Annotated in this window: 17 protein-coding genes; 4 read left to right on the top strand and 13 right to left on the bottom strand. The window is 56.7% G+C overall.

Annotation, left to right across the window (positions count from 1 at the left end):
- Positions 1-80: 80 nt before the first annotated feature.
- The 5 genes from E4T21_RS14890 to E4T21_RS14870 are packed head-to-tail and all read right to left on the bottom strand — an operon-like array spanning position 81 to position 5,643.
- A complete protein-coding gene (locus E4T21_RS14890) occupies positions 81-527 on the bottom strand; it encodes a potassium channel family protein (RefSeq protein WP_149285806.1) in 447 nt (148 codons plus the stop codon).
- A complete protein-coding gene (locus E4T21_RS14885) occupies positions 521-1,564 on the bottom strand; it encodes a DUF2955 domain-containing protein (protein WP_149285805.1) in 1,044 nt (347 codons plus the stop codon). The genes E4T21_RS14890 and E4T21_RS14885 overlap by 7 nt, the downstream gene beginning before the upstream one ends.
- A 16-nt stretch (positions 1,565-1,580) precedes the next feature.
- A complete protein-coding gene (locus E4T21_RS14880; RefSeq protein WP_205423400.1) occupies positions 1,581-2,768 on the bottom strand; it encodes an HlyD family secretion protein in 1,188 nt (395 codons plus the stop codon).
- Positions 2,765-4,489 carry an efflux transporter outer membrane subunit gene (locus E4T21_RS14875; RefSeq protein ID WP_205423399.1) on the bottom strand — a complete coding sequence of 575 codons (1,725 nt, stop codon included), beginning with the start codon at positions 4,487-4,489 and terminating at the stop codon, positions 2,765-2,767. Before E4T21_RS14875 ends, E4T21_RS14880 begins: the two co-directional genes overlap by 4 nt.
- 5 nt (positions 4,490-4,494) lie before the next feature.
- Positions 4,495-5,643, bottom strand: coding sequence for an AI-2E family transporter (locus E4T21_RS14870; protein WP_149285804.1), 1,149 nt, complete (start codon positions 5,641-5,643; stop codon positions 4,495-4,497).
- Between the two features lie 539 nt (positions 5,644-6,182).
- Between E4T21_RS14870 and E4T21_RS14865 the strand changes: the two genes are divergently transcribed.
- Together E4T21_RS14865 and E4T21_RS14860 are read left to right on the top strand one after the other, a co-directional pair.
- Entirely contained in the window at positions 6,183-6,869 is a 687-nt protein-coding gene (locus E4T21_RS14865; protein ID WP_149285803.1) for a glutathione S-transferase family protein, read from the top strand.
- Positions 6,870-7,019: 150 nt separating this feature from the next.
- Positions 7,020-7,379 carry a YciI family protein gene (locus E4T21_RS14860; RefSeq protein ID WP_149285802.1) on the top strand — a complete coding sequence of 120 codons (360 nt, stop codon included), beginning with the start codon at positions 7,020-7,022 and terminating at the stop codon, positions 7,377-7,379.
- 55 nt (positions 7,380-7,434) lie between these two features.
- Here the strand turns inward: E4T21_RS14860 and E4T21_RS14855 are convergent, their stop codons facing one another.
- Positions 7,435-8,493 carry an aldo/keto reductase gene (locus E4T21_RS14855; protein ID WP_149285801.1) on the bottom strand — a complete coding sequence of 353 codons (1,059 nt, stop codon included), beginning with the start codon at positions 8,491-8,493 and terminating at the stop codon, positions 7,435-7,437.
- A 149-nt stretch (positions 8,494-8,642) separates the two neighbouring features.
- On the opposite strand from E4T21_RS14855, the gene E4T21_RS14850 reads away from it, so the two are divergent.
- Positions 8,643-9,554 (top strand): LysR family transcriptional regulator, encoded by a 912-nt coding sequence (locus E4T21_RS14850; RefSeq protein ID WP_149285800.1) that lies wholly within the window; start codon positions 8,643-8,645, stop codon positions 9,552-9,554.
- Positions 9,555-9,636: 82 nt separating this feature from the next.
- On the opposite strand, the gene E4T21_RS14845 is transcribed toward E4T21_RS14850, so the two are convergent.
- From E4T21_RS14845 to E4T21_RS14830, 4 genes are all read right to left on the bottom strand, one after another.
- Positions 9,637-10,083, bottom strand: coding sequence for a DUF2501 domain-containing protein (locus E4T21_RS14845; protein ID WP_149285799.1), 447 nt, complete (start codon positions 10,081-10,083; stop codon positions 9,637-9,639).
- Positions 10,084-10,472: 389 nt separating this feature from the next.
- Entirely contained in the window at positions 10,473-12,470 is a 1,998-nt protein-coding gene (locus E4T21_RS14840; RefSeq protein ID WP_149285798.1) for a GMC family oxidoreductase, read from the bottom strand.
- Positions 12,454-12,990 carry a hypothetical protein gene (locus E4T21_RS14835; RefSeq protein WP_149285797.1) on the bottom strand — a complete coding sequence of 179 codons (537 nt, stop codon included), beginning with the start codon at positions 12,988-12,990 and terminating at the stop codon, positions 12,454-12,456. Before E4T21_RS14835 ends, E4T21_RS14840 begins: the two co-directional genes overlap by 17 nt.
- A gap of 94 nt (positions 12,991-13,084) precedes the next feature.
- Entirely contained in the window at positions 13,085-14,509 is a 1,425-nt protein-coding gene (locus tag E4T21_RS14830; protein ID WP_205423397.1) for a hypothetical protein, read from the bottom strand.
- 535 nt (positions 14,510-15,044) lie between these two features.
- On the opposite strand from E4T21_RS14830, the gene E4T21_RS14825 reads away from it, so the two are divergent.
- A complete protein-coding gene (locus E4T21_RS14825; RefSeq protein ID WP_149285796.1) occupies positions 15,045-15,536 on the top strand; it encodes a hypothetical protein in 492 nt (163 codons plus the stop codon).
- A 210-nt stretch (positions 15,537-15,746) separates the two neighbouring features.
- Here E4T21_RS14825 and E4T21_RS14820 read toward each other — a convergent pair whose 3' ends face one another.
- From E4T21_RS14820 to E4T21_RS14810, 3 genes are all read right to left on the bottom strand, one after another.
- Positions 15,747-16,142, bottom strand: a complete 396-nt coding sequence (locus E4T21_RS14820; RefSeq protein WP_149285795.1) for a hypothetical protein — start codon at positions 16,140-16,142, stop codon at positions 15,747-15,749.
- Between the two features lie 140 nt (positions 16,143-16,282).
- Positions 16,283-16,492 (bottom strand): RHS repeat-associated core domain-containing protein, encoded by a 210-nt coding sequence (locus E4T21_RS21735; RefSeq protein WP_205423536.1) that lies wholly within the window; start codon positions 16,490-16,492, stop codon positions 16,283-16,285.
- A 169-nt stretch (positions 16,493-16,661) separates the two neighbouring features.
- Positions 16,662-17,108 carry a hypothetical protein gene (locus tag E4T21_RS14810; protein WP_149285794.1) on the bottom strand — a complete coding sequence of 149 codons (447 nt, stop codon included), beginning with the start codon at positions 17,106-17,108 and terminating at the stop codon, positions 16,662-16,664.
- Between the last annotated feature and the right edge of the window lie 50 nt (positions 17,109-17,158).

Genomic DNA, 17,158 nt, shown 5'->3' with positions numbered 1-17,158 from the left:
GACCTGACCTGGGCCCGAATGATGATACTAGCGGATTGTCATGCTCAGCTCAGCACGTAATCAAAGGGCTCCTCACGCTCTTAACGGTGGTCGTCCTGCTGCCGGGCGAGGATGGTCCGCTTGACCATATCCTGGACGGTCGCCATCAGGGCGGCAGTAGAGACGCCGATCATCAATACCCCATTGATCGCCTCCAGTGGACCGAGCAGTCGGTGCTGTTCGGACATCACAATGTCACCGTAGCCGAGTGTCGCGAAGTTCACCGCTGAGTGATAGACCGCAGTGCTGAATATCTCGAATTCGCCGAGCATTCTGAAGACCAGTGCCCAAAGGGTGACCTGGGTGAGGTTGCCCAGCACCAGGATCGTCATGACGATGTTGAGAATCTTCAGCGTCTTCCAGGCCGATGGGCCGGAGACCTGCTCGCGGTGACGCGTGTAATAGCGGATGGCGATGGTGAGCAGCAACGTCTGTAGCAGAAGACATACGGCCATGGTGGAGAGGCCGATCAAGAGATTCATCAGCATCGTGGGGTTCCGGTGTTGAAAGAAGACGAGGAGCGAGCGAGGCGACGTGCGCGTAGCCGCTCCAGGGCGAAAATTGCGCTCCAGGCGTAGGCTGTTACCGCAATGAACAGAGCGAAGCGCACGATGAAGGCCTCATAGACGTCCTTGCCATTGGCGCTGTCCTCGACGGCAGGGCCGAGCAGGATCAGCAGCGTCACGATCACGTTCTGCCAGAAAGTGGGAGCGAAGCGGCTAGCGAGAACGCCATACAGCTTGCTTGCCACGTAGAGGCCGACCAGCAGCATCCACAGGAAGAACATCCACAGGCTCGGCCAAAGCTTCAGGCCAAACCAGAACAGGATGGCCAAGCCACCGGCGAGGAAGGTGGAGCCGAGCAGTTCACGACCGGCAGCCCGAGCGCTGACCACAGAGCCCTGTTGGGCCAGCAGGGCAGATTTCATGATCAGCGGCAGGTAGAGCGATGGGTTGGTGAACGCCAGCAGCACAGGTGGCAGCACGATCAGAGTGGCACGCAGGGCGATCCAGTTTGACTGGCCGGCATCCGGGGGTGGGGGCGCAGAGCCTTGCTTGGCCGAATCCTCGGGAAAGAAAGGGTAGATGAGCCACTGGCTGATGATGGCCAGAAAGATGCCGATGATCAGTGCCTGAATCACGCTGGCGGCGAGGGCCTGGCTGACCAGCCCGGCGGCGGGAATGAGGGTGGATCCCATGATGAGCAGAGTGCTGACCAGTCCCTTGCCGAGTCCTACATTGAGCAAGGTGCTCAAATAGAGACTCACGGCAATGATCAGCACTGCCGAGAGGGGATATTGGCGGAGCATCGGGGCAAGCACCAGCCCTATCCCCAGCGTGAGCGTGACGACCAGGGTCAGTGTCAGCAGTCCCTTTACTCCCACCGGTGGGGCAGGCGCCGTGGTGAGCAGCACTCCGAACAGTGGGGCAAGAAAGGGCAGTGGTGTGCCGAGGCCGTAGGCAAGAACGAGTGACAGGGCTACCACCAGGGCAAAGCGGAAGGTGCGCCGTGCCGCGAGTGGCATCTTTGTCGTACGGCGCTCAATAGACATAGGTCAGCCAGCTGGCGATGCGAATGTAGAGCTTGCCCAGCCAGCTCAGCGGCCCGGCACCCTCGCCGTAGGCGATGACAGACACCTGGCCACCGATGCGTAGCTGTGCCTGCAGGGCGGGATCCTGGGCACTGTCGAAGCTGACGATGACCGGAAAGCGCTGTGCCTGGCGTAACCAGTCTCGGTCGTTCTGGAGGGTCGGAAGTGTACCTGCGGGCTGGCTCCGGCCGTCACTCACACCCAGGCCGATGCTGCGAACCTCACCGTGAAACACTTGTCCTGGCAGGGCATCGAACAGAAGGTCCACCGGCGTACCTGGCGCCACATGGCCCAGGTTGTTTTCGGTGAATTCGGCATTGACCCAGACATCATTGATCGCCACCAGGGTCAGCACTGGGCTTCCCGTACCGGCAAACTGTCCAACATCGGCACGCAAGTCAGTGATCACGCCGCGTGATGAAGCCCGGACTACGGTATTGGAAAGGTCCAGCTCGGCCTTCTCCACTGCGACCAGCGCCGAGTTGAGGAGGGTGTTGTTCTCCGAGTCGTCTCCCCCCATCTGTTCGATGGCCTGCTGAATGTTGGCCTTGGCCGCTGCCACCTGGGCCTCGGCCTGCTGGTGGCTGGCGCGCGCGATTTCCAGGCGCCGTACCGAGATGGTGCCAGCGTCCTCGGCATACAGACGCTGTAGCCGGGTAGCATCCTGTTGCGCCTTGAGCGCATTGGCCTGGGCGGCGACCAGATTCGCCCGGGCGGCTTCTACTGCCGCGCCACCGGCTCCCACCTGGCGACGGGTGTTATCGATATCGGAAAGGGCCTTGTTCAGGGCAATGCGGTACTGTGAGGGATCGATCTCGAACAGCTTTTCGCCTTTCTCCACCGCTTGGTTGTTGCGCACCCAGACCTGCGTCACGATGCCCGCGACCTGGGGCGCCACGCCGACCACATAGCCGTCAATCCTTGCCTGGCTGGTGTAAGGGGTATACCGGTCCGCCAGCAGATAGGCGACCAGGCTGACCAGGATGACGAGGGCTACCCCGATCCCCCCTTTGCGAACCATGCCCCCGGCATCCTTCTGCTCAGTACCGTCCGGGGGCGTTGGTGATGGCTCGCCACTGTCACTTTGGGCCTGATCGTCAGCCTCGGCGGGGTCATCCTGATGGCGTTTGTCTGTCATAGGGAAGTCCTCGATCCGCTCAAGGTGCTGTTTTCAGAGGTTCTGTCTTCCGAAGTGCTGGCTTCAGAAGTGCCGTCTTCAAAGGTGCTGTCTTTGAGGCTACTGTCTGCGGGGGTAGGCAAGGGGGCATCGAGCAGGTGTCCCCAATGGGTCCGTGAGCGCATCGTATTGCGCACGGATTCCGGCACCAGCTGTTCTATCGGCGTGTCCAACCAGCCGCCACCGAGCGCCTTGTACAAGGTGATGATCGCTCCAAGGCGGGCCCCTTCAGAGACGAGTTCTCGCTCTGCCTGGGAAAACAGGACTCGCTGCGCATCCAGGACCCGCTGGAAGTCGGCATAGCCCTCCCGATAGCGGGTGGTGGCAAGCTCCAGGGAACGCTCGGCAGCACGCCGTGAGTCACTCAGAATCTGGAGCTGTTCACCGCCCTTGACGACAGCGATCGCGGCATCGTCGATCTCCCGAGCGGCTTGCAGCACCTCGTTCTGGAAGGATTCGATGGTCTGCTGCAGGCGAGCGTCCTGGAGGCGCACGTTATTGGTGATACGGCCGTGGTCGAACAGGTTCCAGCTCAACGATGGGCCGCCGAGAGTGCGCAAGGTATCGGCACTGCCATCCAGCGAGTTGGCCGACCAGCCAATACTGCCGCGCAGGGTGATCGCCGGATAATAATCTGCTTGTGCGATGCCGATCTGAGCGGATTGGATGGCGACCTGCCAGGCTGCCATTCGGATATCGGGGCGGCGTAACAGCAGCCGTGCAGGCACTTCCCTGACCATGATCGCCTCTACCTCGGGGAGAGGAGCGGCTTGTGTCGGTAACTCCGGCATCTGACCGGGTGGCCTTGCCAGCAGAACTCCAAGGGCATTGCGCTGCTGGACCAGCGTGGCCTCCAGGTCGGGAATGGTCGATAGGGTGGCCAGATACTGGGTTTTGGCCTGTTGCAGGTCGAGTTCTGAACCTTGGCCACTCTCGAAAATCTTTCGGGTGATGTCGAAACTGCGCTGCTGAATGGCGGCATTGTGCCGAGCAATCTCGATGCGCAGAAGCGTTGTTCGGTAAGCGAAGTAGAGATTGGCAACCTGAGCGCTGAGTAGAACCTGAGCATCGCGCTGGCTGGCAATGGAGGCGAAGAAAGCGGCATCAGCGGATTCAATGCCGCGCTGGAATCGTCCCCAGAAATCCAGTTCCCAGCCCAGGCTGAAGTCAGCGGAATAGCTGGTGAGGCTTCGATCTCGACCATTGCTCCGTTGATCATGAACCCGTGTCGCCGCGCCACCGAGCTGCTGAAGCTGAGGGTAGAGGTTACTACCGGCGATACCGAGTGCTGCCCGACTCTCGAGGATGCGCAGCCCTGCAATCCTTAGAGAGGGATTTTCGCGCCGTGCGGTCTCGATCAGTTCATTGAGCACCGGGTCATCGAACAGTTGCCACCAGAAGCGCAAGTCGCTCTCGCCTGATCCTGCGCTGGCCTGGCCGTAGAGGTCGGATTGCCAGTCGGCGAGCCAGGTCACCTCGGGTTCCTCGAAGTCAGGGCCTAGAGTGATGCAGCCGCTCAACAGCAACGGCATCAATACCATCACCAGCCATGCGCAGGGCCGGGGTAGGCACTGTTCTTCGGTGGAAGGCGCTATGTTCAGATTCAGCACAGGGTCAGGACTCAGCACAGGGTCCAGATTCAGCACCGAGTCCGGATTCAGAACCGGTTCAAGGCTTTGCATCAGCGTCAGGACTCAGCGTCAGGGGCAGAGTCAGGCTTCTTCAGAGGCTTGTCCTGCGCTTGAGCCGGGGGAATGTTGTGCTCGTCGGCTTCGACCCATTCCATGAACAATTGATAACCGACAGCAAGCAGGACACCGCCGACGAAGAGGCCGACCAGTCCCCCTGTCAGCATCCCGCCAATGGCGCCGAGCAGCACGATAAGCATTGGCGCATCGACGCCACGGCCCAGCAGCAGTGGCTTGAGAACGTTATCGATCATGCCCGCCAGGATGAGATATATCGAAAAGACGATGTTCATCGTGGTGGAACCATCGCCCAGCCACCATAAGTAGCCTACGGCGGGCAGCGAAATGATCAGTGCTGGCAACTGGAGGATGCCGATGAACATGACGATCAGAGCGAGGACGCCAGCCCCCGGAATTCCCGCCAGCAGGAAACCCACCCCCAGTAACACGGCTTGAATGAAGGCCACGCCGATGACACCGACCGCGACTGAACGAACGGTGGCAGTCGCAAGCTTCTGCATCCGAGGGCCTCGTGTCTCATCGCTCAGACGGCGGAAGATACGCTCCATGGCACGGTTGCCAGGTTCGGCATAGGCCATCATCACCGCACCGATGATCAGCGCGGCGAACAGCCCAAGGAGGCTGCCTGCCGTGTTGGTTGCCGTACCTAGAGCCTTTCGCCCCAGGTTTCGGAGTAGCTCCTGGTTCTCTGCCAGCAGTGCTGGAAGGTTGGTGGCTGCTGTCTCCCAGGCTGAATAGACTCGCTCTCCGACAAGCGGCCACTCGGCCACGCTTGGCTTGGGGGTGGGGATGGTGAGCGTCTGGTCGTTGAAGGCAGAGTAAAGTGCGTGGAGATGATCTGCGAAGGCAATACCCAGCATCACCGTCGGCACGCCAAGCAATAGCAGGATGGCGACCACCAGGAGTGTCGAAGCACGCCCTTGGCGGCCTCCTAGACGCTTGGCCAACCGTTGGTGCAAGGGAGAGAGAGCGATGGCCAGAATCAGGCCCCAGATCATCAGGTTGGCGAAGGGCGCGAAAATTCGTATACACATGACCACCAGGAAGATGATCAAGCCAATACGAATCAATGCCTCGATAAGATCCTTGTTCAGTAGTCGTCTACGTGCCGCCTCATCAGTCCGCATCTTGGCAGTCCTCCTGGCGCGAGTTCCGTGTTATACGGACTCACAAAGCACTGTAGACCAGGCGTTCGTTGATGATGGCGAAAAGTTCCGTTAACCGCTTTAACAGGACTTAACCGCTGCTTGGACTACAGCACTCTTTGTCGATGTCATGCACTGACTCTCGATGAGGAATGGTTCTATCTTTATTTACTCCCATTGGGGCATACGAGGGAGTGATTGAGAGCCTTCAGCGGTGTTGTAGATAGAGCCTTCAGCGGTGTTGTAGATAGAGCCTTCAGCCGAGATGGAAAGAGCCCTCAGCGGTGTTGTAGATAGAGCCCTCAGCCGAGATGGAAAGAGTCATTAACTAAAATTGAAAAAGCCTTCAGCCATGATCGATTCAACGGCGATCGCATCCTGCGCTACCGGATCAGTAATTGCCGAATCAGCAATAGTACGTAATCAGCAATAGTACGTATCAAGCTGATATGTCGATTTGGGTGTACCTGAAGCGACTCACAGAAACTGGACAAACCCGGCGACGCCAAGGAGATATCACCATGGGACAAGACGCCACGATGTATCAGCGCGCTGCGTTGACCGTCTATCTTCATCCTTTTTCCTCCTATTGCCAGAAGGCAAAGGTGGCCTTCTATGAAAAGGGCGTGCCATTCGTGGTGAAGCTATTGGATGGCAGCGAACCAGTGGCAAGTGAATTCGCGGCGCTGTGGCCCATCGGCAAGTTTCCGGTAGCGGTCGATGGTGATCAGCTGATCTTCGAGGCAACCGGCATCATCGAATATCTCGAAGCGCTCTATCCGGACCAGGTTCGGCTCATTCCGCAGAATCCTGTCATGGCGGCAGAGGTCCGCATGTGGGATCGGTTCTTCGACAATTACATCAGCTATCCTCAGCAACGGGTGATCTATGTCGCGCTCGGGCGCGAGCCTGACGATGGTGATGACTGCGCGAAATGGAAAACCGCACTGGAGACCGCATACGCCATTCTCGACCAGCGCATGGCAGGTCGTGAGTGGGTAGCGGGAAACACTTTCAGCCTGGCCGATTGCGCCGCAGCACCAGCGCTCCTTTATGCCGACTGGACGCATGCCATTCCCGAACGATTCAGCCATGTCCACGCCTATCGCACACGGCTGCTGGCGCGCTCAAGTTATGCACAGGTGCTTGATGAAGCGCGCCCTTATCGACACCTGTTTCCGCTGGGTGCACCGCAGGGGCGTGATTGAGAGCCTTCAGCGGTGTTGTAGATAGAGCCCTCAGCCAATGATGGATAGAGAGCCCTCAGTGGTGTTGAACGCAAAAAATCACAACCGTATGTCGATCTGCAGCAACCTGACGCGACCATAAGAACGACAACCCACGAATGAGGGACGAAAATGAAATATCTATGCCTGGTCTACAGCGATGAAGAATTGCTCCATAGCCTTCCGGAAAGTCCGCACGACGAGGAATGCCTGGCTTATGCCGAGAAAGTCCAGGACAGTGGCAGCATGCTTGCCGCTGAAGCCCTGGAACCGGTGCTGACGGCCAAGACCGTGCGGGTAAGGTCCGGCAAGACCGTCGTTACCGACGGCCCTTTTGCAGAAACCAAGGAACAGCTCGCGGGTTTCTATCTGGTGGAAGCACAGGATGTGAACGAAGCCCTGGAAATTGCCAAGGGCATTCCCGCTGCACGGGTGGGTAGTGTCGAAGTGCGCCCAGTGCGTGAGCTGGATGTGCCCTCGCTTGAGGTGTGAAGACTTCTACAGACAGAAGCTAGCGCGTATAGACAGAAGCTGGCGCTGGGCACTTTCAGGCGTCAGTCACTGTCGCGATCGACATGCCACCATAGATATTGGCCTGGACGGCAGGGCGTTGAAGGTAGTCATGGGGAAAACCCAGCGACACTTTGCTGACACTGTCGAGCCGGGCCAACTGGTCATCCGTCAGCTCCAGTTCAAGTGCGGCCAGGTTGGCATCGAGCTGATCTACCGAGCGCGCTCCGATAAGTGGCGCCGCCATGCCGGGGCGGGTGAGAAGCCACGCCAGTGCCACGGTGGCAGGCGATGCATCCTGTTCTGCTGCGACCTGCTTCAACTCATCGACGATACGGAAGCTGCGTTCCGGGACGGGGCCGGCTTCCGTCACGATGGCGGCACGACTACCGCTGGCCACGCTTTCCGGTGCGAGCTCGGTTCGCTGGTACTTCCCGGTCAGCAACCCGCTGGCCAGGGGTGACCAGGGCACAATACCCATGCCCATTTCGCGGGACATCGGCACCAGGTCTCGCTCCACACTGCGTTCGATCAGGTTGTATTCCAGCTGCATGGCGATCAGAGGTGACCAGCCGCGAAGGTCCGCAATGGCCTGCATCCGCGAGGCCTGCCAGGCGGGAATATCGGATAGCCCCAGGTACACGACCTTGCCTGCCGTCACCAGGTCATCCATGGCACGCAGAATCTCTTCCACGGACGTGGTGAAGTCCCAGGCATGCAGGTACAGCAGGTCGATATAATCGCTGTCGAGGCGGGTCAGGCTGTCTTCTACCGCACGGACCATGCTGCGTCGGCTGTTGCCGCCGGAATTAGGATCGTTGGTACGCATTGGCAGAGTGTATTTCGTGGCAATGACCAGGCGTTCACGCCGCCCTTTGGCGAAGCGGCTGATAAAAGATTCGGAAGTGCCGCCTGTGTAGTAGTTCGCCGTATCAATGAAGTTGCCGCCACGTTCGACATAACGATTGAAAATCGCGCGGGACGTTGGCTCATCGGCGCCGAAACCCCATTCCGTACCGAAGGTCATGGTGCCAAGCGCCATGGGCGATATCTTCAGGCCTGAACGGCCCAGCAAACGGTAATGGTCGAGCTGCATGGGATCTTTCCTCCGCTGTTGGCTTCCTGGGAAGATAGATCTGTTTCAAAATGGACAGAATATGCTGATATCTTCATGGACCATGAAGTTGAGATAAACAGTGGCGCTGAAATAAACAACGATGCTGGGATACATCATGGAAGGTCGCAATGAAAGGAAGTGACGTAGCGGAGCTGCGTGCCTTCGCCGCGATCATCGAGCACGGCAACTTCGCCCGAGCAGCGGAATGGCTCGGGGTTTCGCCTTCAGCGCTCAGCCAGACGATCCGGCGGCTGGAGGTACGCCTGGGCCAGCGCCTGCTGAACAGAACTACCCGTGCCACGCGGCCGACAGAAGCCGGGCAGCAGTTGTATGAACGGATTCGGCCCGCCTTGAAGGAAATCACCGAGGCGCAGGCTCAATTGCAGAACCAGCAGGGCGAACTCGGTGGCCGGCTGCGCATCAATGCATCGCGCACCGGGGCAGCCTATGCGTTGGCGCCACACCTGACGAGCTTTGCCCAGTCATATCCCAGGATCGAGGTCGAGATTGTCGTCTCCGATCGCCTGGAAGATGTAGTAGAAAGCGAATGCGATGCCGGGCTTCGCCTCGGTGAAAACCTGGAGCAGGACATGGTGGGCGTGCCGCTGAGTGATCCCTTGCGCTGGATTGCGGTGGCATCACCGGCCTATCTGGCGCGGGCGGGCACACCGGAGCATCCCGCAGACTTGAAGGAACATGCCTGCATCAACATGCGCTGGCCAAGTGGAGGACACTTGTACCAGTGGGAATTCGAACGTGATGGGCAGTCCGTTCAGGTCGCCGTGACTGGCCCGTTGTGTACCAATGATGTGGCAACCCGGCTGCGAGCGGTCAAGGACGGCCTTGGCATCGGCTATTTCCTTGAGCCGGAAGCATGGGAGCTATTGTCGAGCGGCGATATCGTCGAGGTGCTCGGCCCATGGTGTGCAAAGGAACCCGGGTTCTCTCTCTACTACCCAGGCAACCGCCTCGTCACCCCGCAGCTGCGAGCCTTTCTCGATCATATTGCGGCATGCAGGCGAGCAGAGATGAGGGAGTAGAGGAGAAATGGGAATAGAGGGGAATGGGAAAAGGCTGGGTATAGAGAGCCCCGCTGCAGCGAGCGGGGCCAGGAACAATCTCTTATCCCCTCACCATGGACACGGCCTGATCTGCCACCATACCGCAGGCCTTTTCACCTACAGTGTCACCCAGGGAGGCCAGATTGAACGACTCTCCATCTTCTCCCTGCAGAATTCCGCTCAGGCCTTCCTGGTAGGCGCTATCTTCCGTGGGCTCCGAGGAAACACCAAGCTGTTCCATCAGTTGATCCTTCGCAACGTCGGCGGTACTGCCGAGATAGCCTTTCTCCTGGCAATAGTTGATGACACCCGTCAGGTTGGTAAGGCTTCCTGAACTGAAGGAGCCGCTGGATAGCGAGCTCAATAATCCGGCTCCCTCGCCGCCGCCTTCGGAAAGCATGCTGCTCGCGCTCTCCTTCACACTGTCGAAAGACAAGGCCTGCGCCTGTCCGATCGACATGAAACCAAGCAATCCAGCCAAGGCGATGGTCTTGAATCGTGTATCCATTCAGCATTCTCCATGATTGAGGGGCGGTCACTGAATCCTTCGAAAATACATCGGTGACCAATGGTGTGACCCGTCTGCGCCGGGGCAGTTCATCCGCCATTAGTCGGATGCTATATCCGGCTAGCGAAAAGGGGCATATGCAGGAACCAACGACACCTACCCACTGTGATTCTGTGAATGCTTTATGGACGGTTTTATGAGTGATGATATGAACGCTTTGCTTGCGCATACGGGAGGAAGGAGAGGGAAGAGGTGAAATAGGCGGAGGAGATGAAGGAGGGGGAAGAGATGAAAGAGATGAAAAAGATGAAAGAGATGAAAGAGTAGAGGGGCGTAACCCCCGCCCGGATGCCAGGAAAACCCAGGCATCAGGGCAGGGGCTTTAAGCCTTATTTACCAAAGTCCTCCAGGATATGCGTTGCCGTCTTGAAGGCCAGGGCGGCGATGGTCAGGGTGGGGTTACCCGTGGCGACCGTGGGAAACAGCCCGCTTCCTCCCATGTAGAGGTTGGAATGGTCCCAGGATTGCTGGCGTTCGTTGACCACAGAGTTGCCCTTTTTGTCACCCATCCGGTAAGTACCGACGATATGGCCGGCACCGTAGAAGGTGAAGCGTTGGCCTTGGTATTCGAAGTTGGTGGACGTCACCTCGGAGGGGCTGCCGTACAACACCGGGGCTGGGGGTGTCTTGGTGTACTCACGGGCTCCCATCGCCTGGAAGATCTCGGTCGATACCTTCTTGGCCGATACGAAGGCGTTGCGCTCGTAGTTGCTCTTTATCCGGTAGGTAATCTTGGGACGTGGCAGGCCCAGGTGATCCTTTAGGGTTTCTGACAGTTCCACGCGGTTCTCCGGGTCGGGTAACTGTTCGATCAGATACCCCAGGCGGATCTGGCGAGTGTAGATCCCGTTCAGGGTGCTGACGAGCTTGGCACCGAACAGCTGGGCATTGTCCGGCAAGCTTGGGTCGAACTTCAGCGGTTGTTCCTGCGCGTTGACCGCATTGCCGTTGGTCTGGCTGGCATCCTGACCGAAGACGAAATCCGCGAGGGTCGTGAATGGGTCATTGGCTGCCCATTGCCAGCCCTCGTTACCAATCTCGATACGGTAGGCCGAGCGCTCACTGCGGAACTTGCCGTCGCGCAGCGATTCGATCCCCGAGGTGGAGAGCGGGCCGCGATAGGGGAAAACCGGATTCTTCGCCAGCCCCCAGGCCAGGTACATGATGTGGTCCATCAAGTTGCGCCCTACCTGGTCGCTGGAGTTGGCCACGCCATTGGGGAAATTCTTATTCTTGTTCGACATCAGCAGCAACTTGGGTGTCTCGATGGCATGGGCGGCGAGAAAGTATTTTTCCCCGACTGCCTTGCCCGAACCGGTCGGGATACCGCTCTGAGTATCGTAGGTGATGTAGTCGATACCGCTGACCTCATGAGTGGTATCGTCCAGGCGGATGTTGCTGGCCACGCAGCGGTAGCGAATTTCCACGTTACCGGTCTGCAGCGCTTGCGCCAGGGTAACCGTGGCATCGTACTTGGCCTGGATAGGACAGATAGGGATGCAGTTCGTGTTGCCTGCGCACTGGCGGCGCTCGCCCGGTCGGGAGTTGCGGCCCTGGGGCGTAGGGGTGATGGAAACCGGGATATCGTCGACCTTCAGCGACGTCACCGCTTCTATGTTTAGGCTATTGTCGACCAGCGACGGGTCGATGCCGGGCATGGGGTAATCGTATTGCGACCCATAGTGACCATCGGGGGAGACCCCAAACGCGCTGTAGATCTGGTCCATTGCCTGCTTGTCGCCCGATACCCCGATGTGCTTGGTCGCCTGCTCGTAATAGGGCACCAGTGCATCATAGAACTTGGCGCCGCCAGGCCAATCCACGCCCTGCTTGTACTTGGTCTGCATTTCAAAATCGTTGGGGAACAGACGCAGGCTGGTGCCTAGCCAGTGCCAGGTGGTGCCGCCACCGATGCGTTCGTAGGAACTGCCGAAGGCGAACTTGGCCTGGGGACTATCGCCGTTCAGCTTCGGGTCCTGTGGCGTGTAATCGAAATAGCATTGATCGGGTTTGCGCCAGGCGCCTATCTGCAGCACCGTGTAGCGCGGCGTATTTTCCTGTTTTGGATCGGGCAGTCCCAACGGGTTGTCTGCTGTCGAGGCCAGAGCACCCTGTGTGGCGGGCGGATAGGGCGACTCGGGCGTCTTGGCGTTGGCCTTGAAGAATGTCTCCATATAGCCGCTACGGTCCGCCGGCACTTCCGGACCGGCTTCGAGTATCAGCACTTTCTTGCCCTGGGATCCCAACTGGTAGGCGACGATCGATCCGGCAACGCCGGAGCCAACGATCACCAGATCATAGCTCTGCCCATCATTCTGCGTTGTCATGATGCGCTCCTCCATTGCCGGTGTAGTCGCTGAGCGGGATGGGATCCTTGGCCCAGTAGCCATAGTGGAGGTTGGAATCCCCCATTGGGTGCGATTGCATCACCTGCCAGACGAGACCACAGGTATAGCTCTTGGCGGAGATGATCTCGCTGACAGTACTGGCTGGCGCTGTTGCTGTGGCGGGAATGATGGTCGGCCAGGCTCCCGAGTACCACATGAAAATCAGCTTGCGGCAGGCGAGCACGAAGTCGGCGCCGTTGGCTGGGTCGAGCATCGCTTCACCGATCTGTTGATCGTTCAACTTGGGGTCTTTCTGGTTATGGAGCTGGGTGAACTTGGCAAAAATGTTTGTCACCAGTTTGGGATTCTTGGACTCCTCGGCGATTTTTGCGCAGAAAACCGGAAGGTACTCCGACTTGATATTCACCGGATCCAGAAAAGGGTTGAGAATGTTGGCATTGAAGCCGGTCAGGACGGCGCTTAGGCCGATGAAGTTGGCCATGTCGTCATTGCTGCTCATGGGATAGTCCTCCTCAAGCGTTGCGAACCTTCTCGTTGGGCCCGTCACGCTCTTGCTGGGCTTGTTCTAATCGTTGCTGGGCTCGTTGCAATCGCTACTGGGCTCGTTGCAATAAATAGGTGAAATCGGAGAAGGCGCCGGCCGTGTCGGTAGCGTTGTTGTGGCAGGCCATGCAACTGCTGGAGGTCTGCTTGACCTCACCCTGGATATAGGTTTCCAGCGTGGTATTGGCGAGGAAGGAGGGTGCTGGCACTCCTGTTGGGTCGGTCTTGCTGCCGGCATTGGTGGGCCACTGAGTACTCACCAGTTCGTAGTTCACCCACACGGAGTCAGGCACTGCGGCTTTCAGGGCCTGATGGTACCGCTCATTGAGCGCCTTGGTATCAGCGGTGATAGGAATCACGCGTTCGATCTGAGAGGGTGGGCTGTTGCTGTTTGCAGGGTTCCAGGGACGTGGCGGCGGCTCATTGACCGGGCAGTCAGTGCAGCTGGCGTCGTAAAAATTGTAGGCGCTTAACTGGGGCGCTTCGTTCTGGGTGGGCACGTTAGCCACGTGCTCGAAAGTGGACCAGACCCATTGAGGTTCTTTTTCGGTCTTGTGGGCGATATGAAAGCCCACCAGCCCGACCTTTTCCAGGCTGCAAGCCGGTTTGACGCCGGGCTGCTCGGCTGGGTTGTTGTATACCAGTGCGGTGGCCGTGTGGTACTTCGTCTCGTCGTACTTGCCGCCCATCTTGACCCAGGCAGCTTTCAGCATGATCGATCCCACCTCTTGCGTCTTGGTGTCGCTCGATGGGAAAGCTACCTCGTTGGCTTTGTCGAAGGTCTGCTGTCCCGCTTTCGAATAGAGCTGGTTGTCCAACACGTAGTTGAACATGGTCTCGTTGGTGAGGATCTCGTAACGCGTATATTGGCCGTTCTGATCGATCAAGGGGCCGGTCTCGAACGGTTCTTCGCTTTCATCCAGCACGTCGGGCGTCTTGCCGACTTGGGTCAGGTGGAGGGTACCCGGGGGAATGCTGGTGGGGTCGATACCCTGGCATACTTCAGGCACAGCGGTGCCTTGTCCCCAGGCCGGAGGTTGGGCGCCACCAGGCAGGAAGATCGAGCGGCTTTCGCGCCAGCTTTGCCAGACAACGGGGCCGCCAGGATTCTGGCCGATCACCATGTCGTTGTTCGGCTGACCGTCGGCAGTCGCCGGCCAGTTCAGCGCAATGAAGCTCTGCCAGGAAAAGACATCGAAGTCGTGTTGCAAGGATTCGAGCGTGACTGGGTCCTTGGCGGGGGGGATTTCAAGAGGGATGGTCGGGCTCAGTTGTGGCAAGGTGGTGGTGTCGCCTGCAGGTTCCGCCTGACTTGTTTCCTGCGCTGGCAAGCTGGTGGAAAGGCTACAGGCAATCAGCCCGATCAGTGTGATACCTGCGTGGTATCCATGTTTCAGCAGCGGTTGCGGTTTTGCCTGGCGGTCAGAGGCAATTGGCTGCCCACGGTCTTTATATTTACTCCACTGTCCGTGCATGTGGCTTTCTCCATTCTTGATGTAGATGAAGCTGTCAGGACATAGGTGTGATGCTGTGATGTTGGACTTGTCGGTGATATCCCTCCGAATCGTCATTGAAATTGCGGCCACGACAATCGCGCCGTCCGGAGACCGCGGAATAGCCCGTTGCTCAACCTGAACTCAAGCCATCAAGCACGGCTGGTCCCGGCATATTGCCAATCTGGGTAACATTCCTGTTGTGGGATCTCCTGAAGCGTCAGCGCATGGCGACCATGGCATGACTGAGATCAGTCATTGGCCTGCCAGTGCAGAGACAGGAGGGGTGAGGCCATCCGTGGGAAATGAATACATGCAAAACTAGTTGCATCGCACTTGCAGGCTAGGTCTGTTGTCAGGGAAAAGATGTAGGAGATAAATGACCATCAGTGTGAGATATCTGCTACTTGAGCAACTCATCGTGCCTGGGGGGCGAGAGGCTGGTGAGATATCATCCAGCGCAGCATGGGGAAAGGGTCTGTGTTAGCTTTTCAACTGTACCAATAAGGGCTTACTCATGAATATTTATTACCGGGAAGAGCGCCTTTGCGGTTCTTCATCTGGCAATGGTTCAGAAGGGAGCTGGCTGGACAGGTTGTCCATGTCACGACGGAGCAGGGCGGTCCGTGATCTTTTCCCTATGGCGGAGATCAATACGGTGCTATATAACCGGCACAACTCTATAGGGTGTTCTGTAAAGGCCCCCTTGGGCAATATTATGTGGCGTAATGAGGATCTCTGGTATTCGCTTCCCTGTGGAGCAGGTGCATATATTCCCCGAAATATTTCCTTCACCGATGGACGAAGAAGCTTCTATCTTGTTGTGATCGGAGAAACCTGTGAGGCTCGATTTTGGCCTCACAGCGCGCTGCGAGAACGCGACGAGGCAGAGTGGTTTTCCCATCGACCTCCCACTTTTTCAGATATTCAGGCTATCAAGGTCAGTTTTGATGCACTGGTTGCCCATGTGTGTAAAGAAGATGAGCTGGTGGGCAGATGCAGACTCTGAGTGACACTGCATCATTGTACGAATGATAACCTTTCGTGATACTTCGCCATCAGCTCACTCATTATTTCTATCGGGGCTTAAAAATCAGAACGCTGCATGAGCGCATGTTAAGCCTGAAAGAAACGGCATCCAACGTCTCCTTGCCGTATGCCGATATATCCGTTCCCTTGGGGAGGTAATGACGGATCAGCCTATTCTGCTCTGTGTCGCTTAGAGGTCTGTTTTGGCAATGTTGAGATTGCGGCGAATCTCCCGGTCAAGATTGGCCACCCAATGATTATAATTGCGATGAATCTTGTCACCGCGGTGATCCAGGTTGATGGAATTCTTGTAAAGAATAGAATAATCGTGACTTGAATAAGGAATACTCACTGTCGCTTGATGAGTGCGGATATCAATGACTGCCGTTATTTCATTATCGTAATCGTCGGAAATCACCCATCCAAGGCTTGTTGCGGCATCAACAATGGCTTGACGCACTTCATCTTGACTTGCTGACGATGTGACCATTTGTTTCTCAACATCTTGAATAGGTTGAGTCGTTGTACACGCTGATAAGCCAGACACTGTGGCAAGTAATAGAGCAGTCAGGATGATGTGTTTCACGAGGAGCACTCCTTGTCAATGGAATCAAGACTCTATCTGAAAAGAGACCGAATGCATACAGCAGATATCAAGAAATCACCAGCTCCAGGAAGAGCAGGCACAGGGGAGATGTATTCTGTATAGAGAGGAGAACAGAAGTATCACGTACCTCGCCAACAGCCATGAAATCGTTTTGTTGATCGAGGGCAAGGTTTTATCTCGAAAGTGTTGAGCCATCCATGAAATCGGTGCAGGCGTCGTGGGTTGGGGGCGTACTGATACAGGTTTTCGCCGCCCATCAGGCCGGTGGGGTCCTGGGTGATGAAGCGGCCTATCTCTGGATCATAGTAGCGATGGCGGTTGTAGTGCAGCCCGGTTTCGGGGTCGTGATATTGTCCCTAGAAGAAGGAGCTATCGATGCTAATTACGTCGCCATTGTTGCTACTATCTTCTTTCTAATTATTGCAACGCATGCCTGGGAAACCCGTCTATGATGATCCAGGCGACTATGGAAAATTTTTTATCTAAAGAAATGTTTTTCTATAGATAAGGAGAACGAAATTCTTCTATATTTAATAGACTATTAGTATGTGTGGATTTATCTATTGGAGAGTTACTAACAAGGTACATGTAAAAATCATAGCCAAAATGTATCTGTAGATCTTTCGAAACTAGCTTGCACCATGCATCTTCCCTCAGTACATGCTTAGCAACTTTCCTGATGTCCTCTCCTGATACGATCTCTTTTTCTCGATAAGGAAACTCTTTGTTGTCTGCTTCTAATGAAGATATCTCCAAGAAGTCTATATTATGTGCAGAGCACTCAGCCATAATAAAGTCAAGATACAGTTTTTCGACTACTAAATAATTATTGAGATCTACCTTTGTACCAACATCATAAAAGCTAGTCCACTCATCACTTGATGAGAAAAGAGTACCTTGATCGTCATATTTATAATATTTAGTTACTCTATATGAATGCTTCATGAATCACCATTTAACTGAAATGACCCCTAGAGTTGTGATAATACTGTACA

It is taken from the genome of Halomonas binhaiensis (assembly GCF_008329985.2).
GTDB classification, from domain to species: Bacteria; Pseudomonadota; Gammaproteobacteria; order Pseudomonadales; family Halomonadaceae; genus Halomonas; species Halomonas binhaiensis.
This window is presented reverse-complemented; position numbering and strand designations above follow the sequence as displayed.

Bases quoted from the DNA above. Each gene is read 5' to 3' on its own strand.
- E4T21_RS14890 (WP_149285806.1), bottom strand. From the start codon at position 527: ATGCTGATGAATCTCTTGATCGGCCTCTCCACCATGGCCGTATGTCTT.
- E4T21_RS14885 (WP_149285805.1), bottom strand. From the start codon at position 1,564: ATGCCACTCGCGGCACGGCGCACCTTCCGCTTTGCCCTGGTGGTAGCC.
- E4T21_RS14880 (WP_205423400.1), bottom strand. From the start codon at position 2,768: ATGACAGACAAACGCCATCAGGATGACCCCGCCGAGGCTGACGATCAG.
- E4T21_RS14875 (WP_205423399.1), bottom strand. From the start codon at position 4,489: ATGCAAAGCCTTGAACCGGTTCTGAATCCGGACTCGGTGCTGAATCTG.
- E4T21_RS14870 (WP_149285804.1), bottom strand. From the start codon at position 5,643: ATGCGGACTGATGAGGCGGCACGTAGACGACTACTGAACAAGGATCTT.
- E4T21_RS14865 (WP_149285803.1), top strand. From the start codon at position 6,183: ATGGGACAAGACGCCACGATGTATCAGCGCGCTGCGTTGACCGTCTAT.
- E4T21_RS14860 (WP_149285802.1), top strand. From the start codon at position 7,020: ATGAAATATCTATGCCTGGTCTACAGCGATGAAGAATTGCTCCATAGC.
- E4T21_RS14855 (WP_149285801.1), bottom strand. From the start codon at position 8,493: ATGCAGCTCGACCATTACCGTTTGCTGGGCCGTTCAGGCCTGAAGATA.
- E4T21_RS14850 (WP_149285800.1), top strand. From the start codon at position 8,643: ATGAAAGGAAGTGACGTAGCGGAGCTGCGTGCCTTCGCCGCGATCATC.
- E4T21_RS14845 (WP_149285799.1), bottom strand. From the start codon at position 10,083: ATGGATACACGATTCAAGACCATCGCCTTGGCTGGATTGCTTGGTTTC.
- E4T21_RS14840 (WP_149285798.1), bottom strand. From the start codon at position 12,470: ATGACAACGCAGAATGATGGGCAGAGCTATGATCTGGTGATCGTTGGC.
- E4T21_RS14835 (WP_149285797.1), bottom strand. From the start codon at position 12,990: ATGAGCAGCAATGACGACATGGCCAACTTCATCGGCCTAAGCGCCGTC.
- E4T21_RS14830 (WP_205423397.1), bottom strand. From the start codon at position 14,509: ATGCACGGACAGTGGAGTAAATATAAAGACCGTGGGCAGCCAATTGCC.
- E4T21_RS14825 (WP_149285796.1), top strand. From the start codon at position 15,045: ATGAATATTTATTACCGGGAAGAGCGCCTTTGCGGTTCTTCATCTGGC.
- E4T21_RS14810 (WP_149285794.1), bottom strand. From the start codon at position 17,108: ATGAAGCATTCATATAGAGTAACTAAATATTATAAATATGACGATCAA.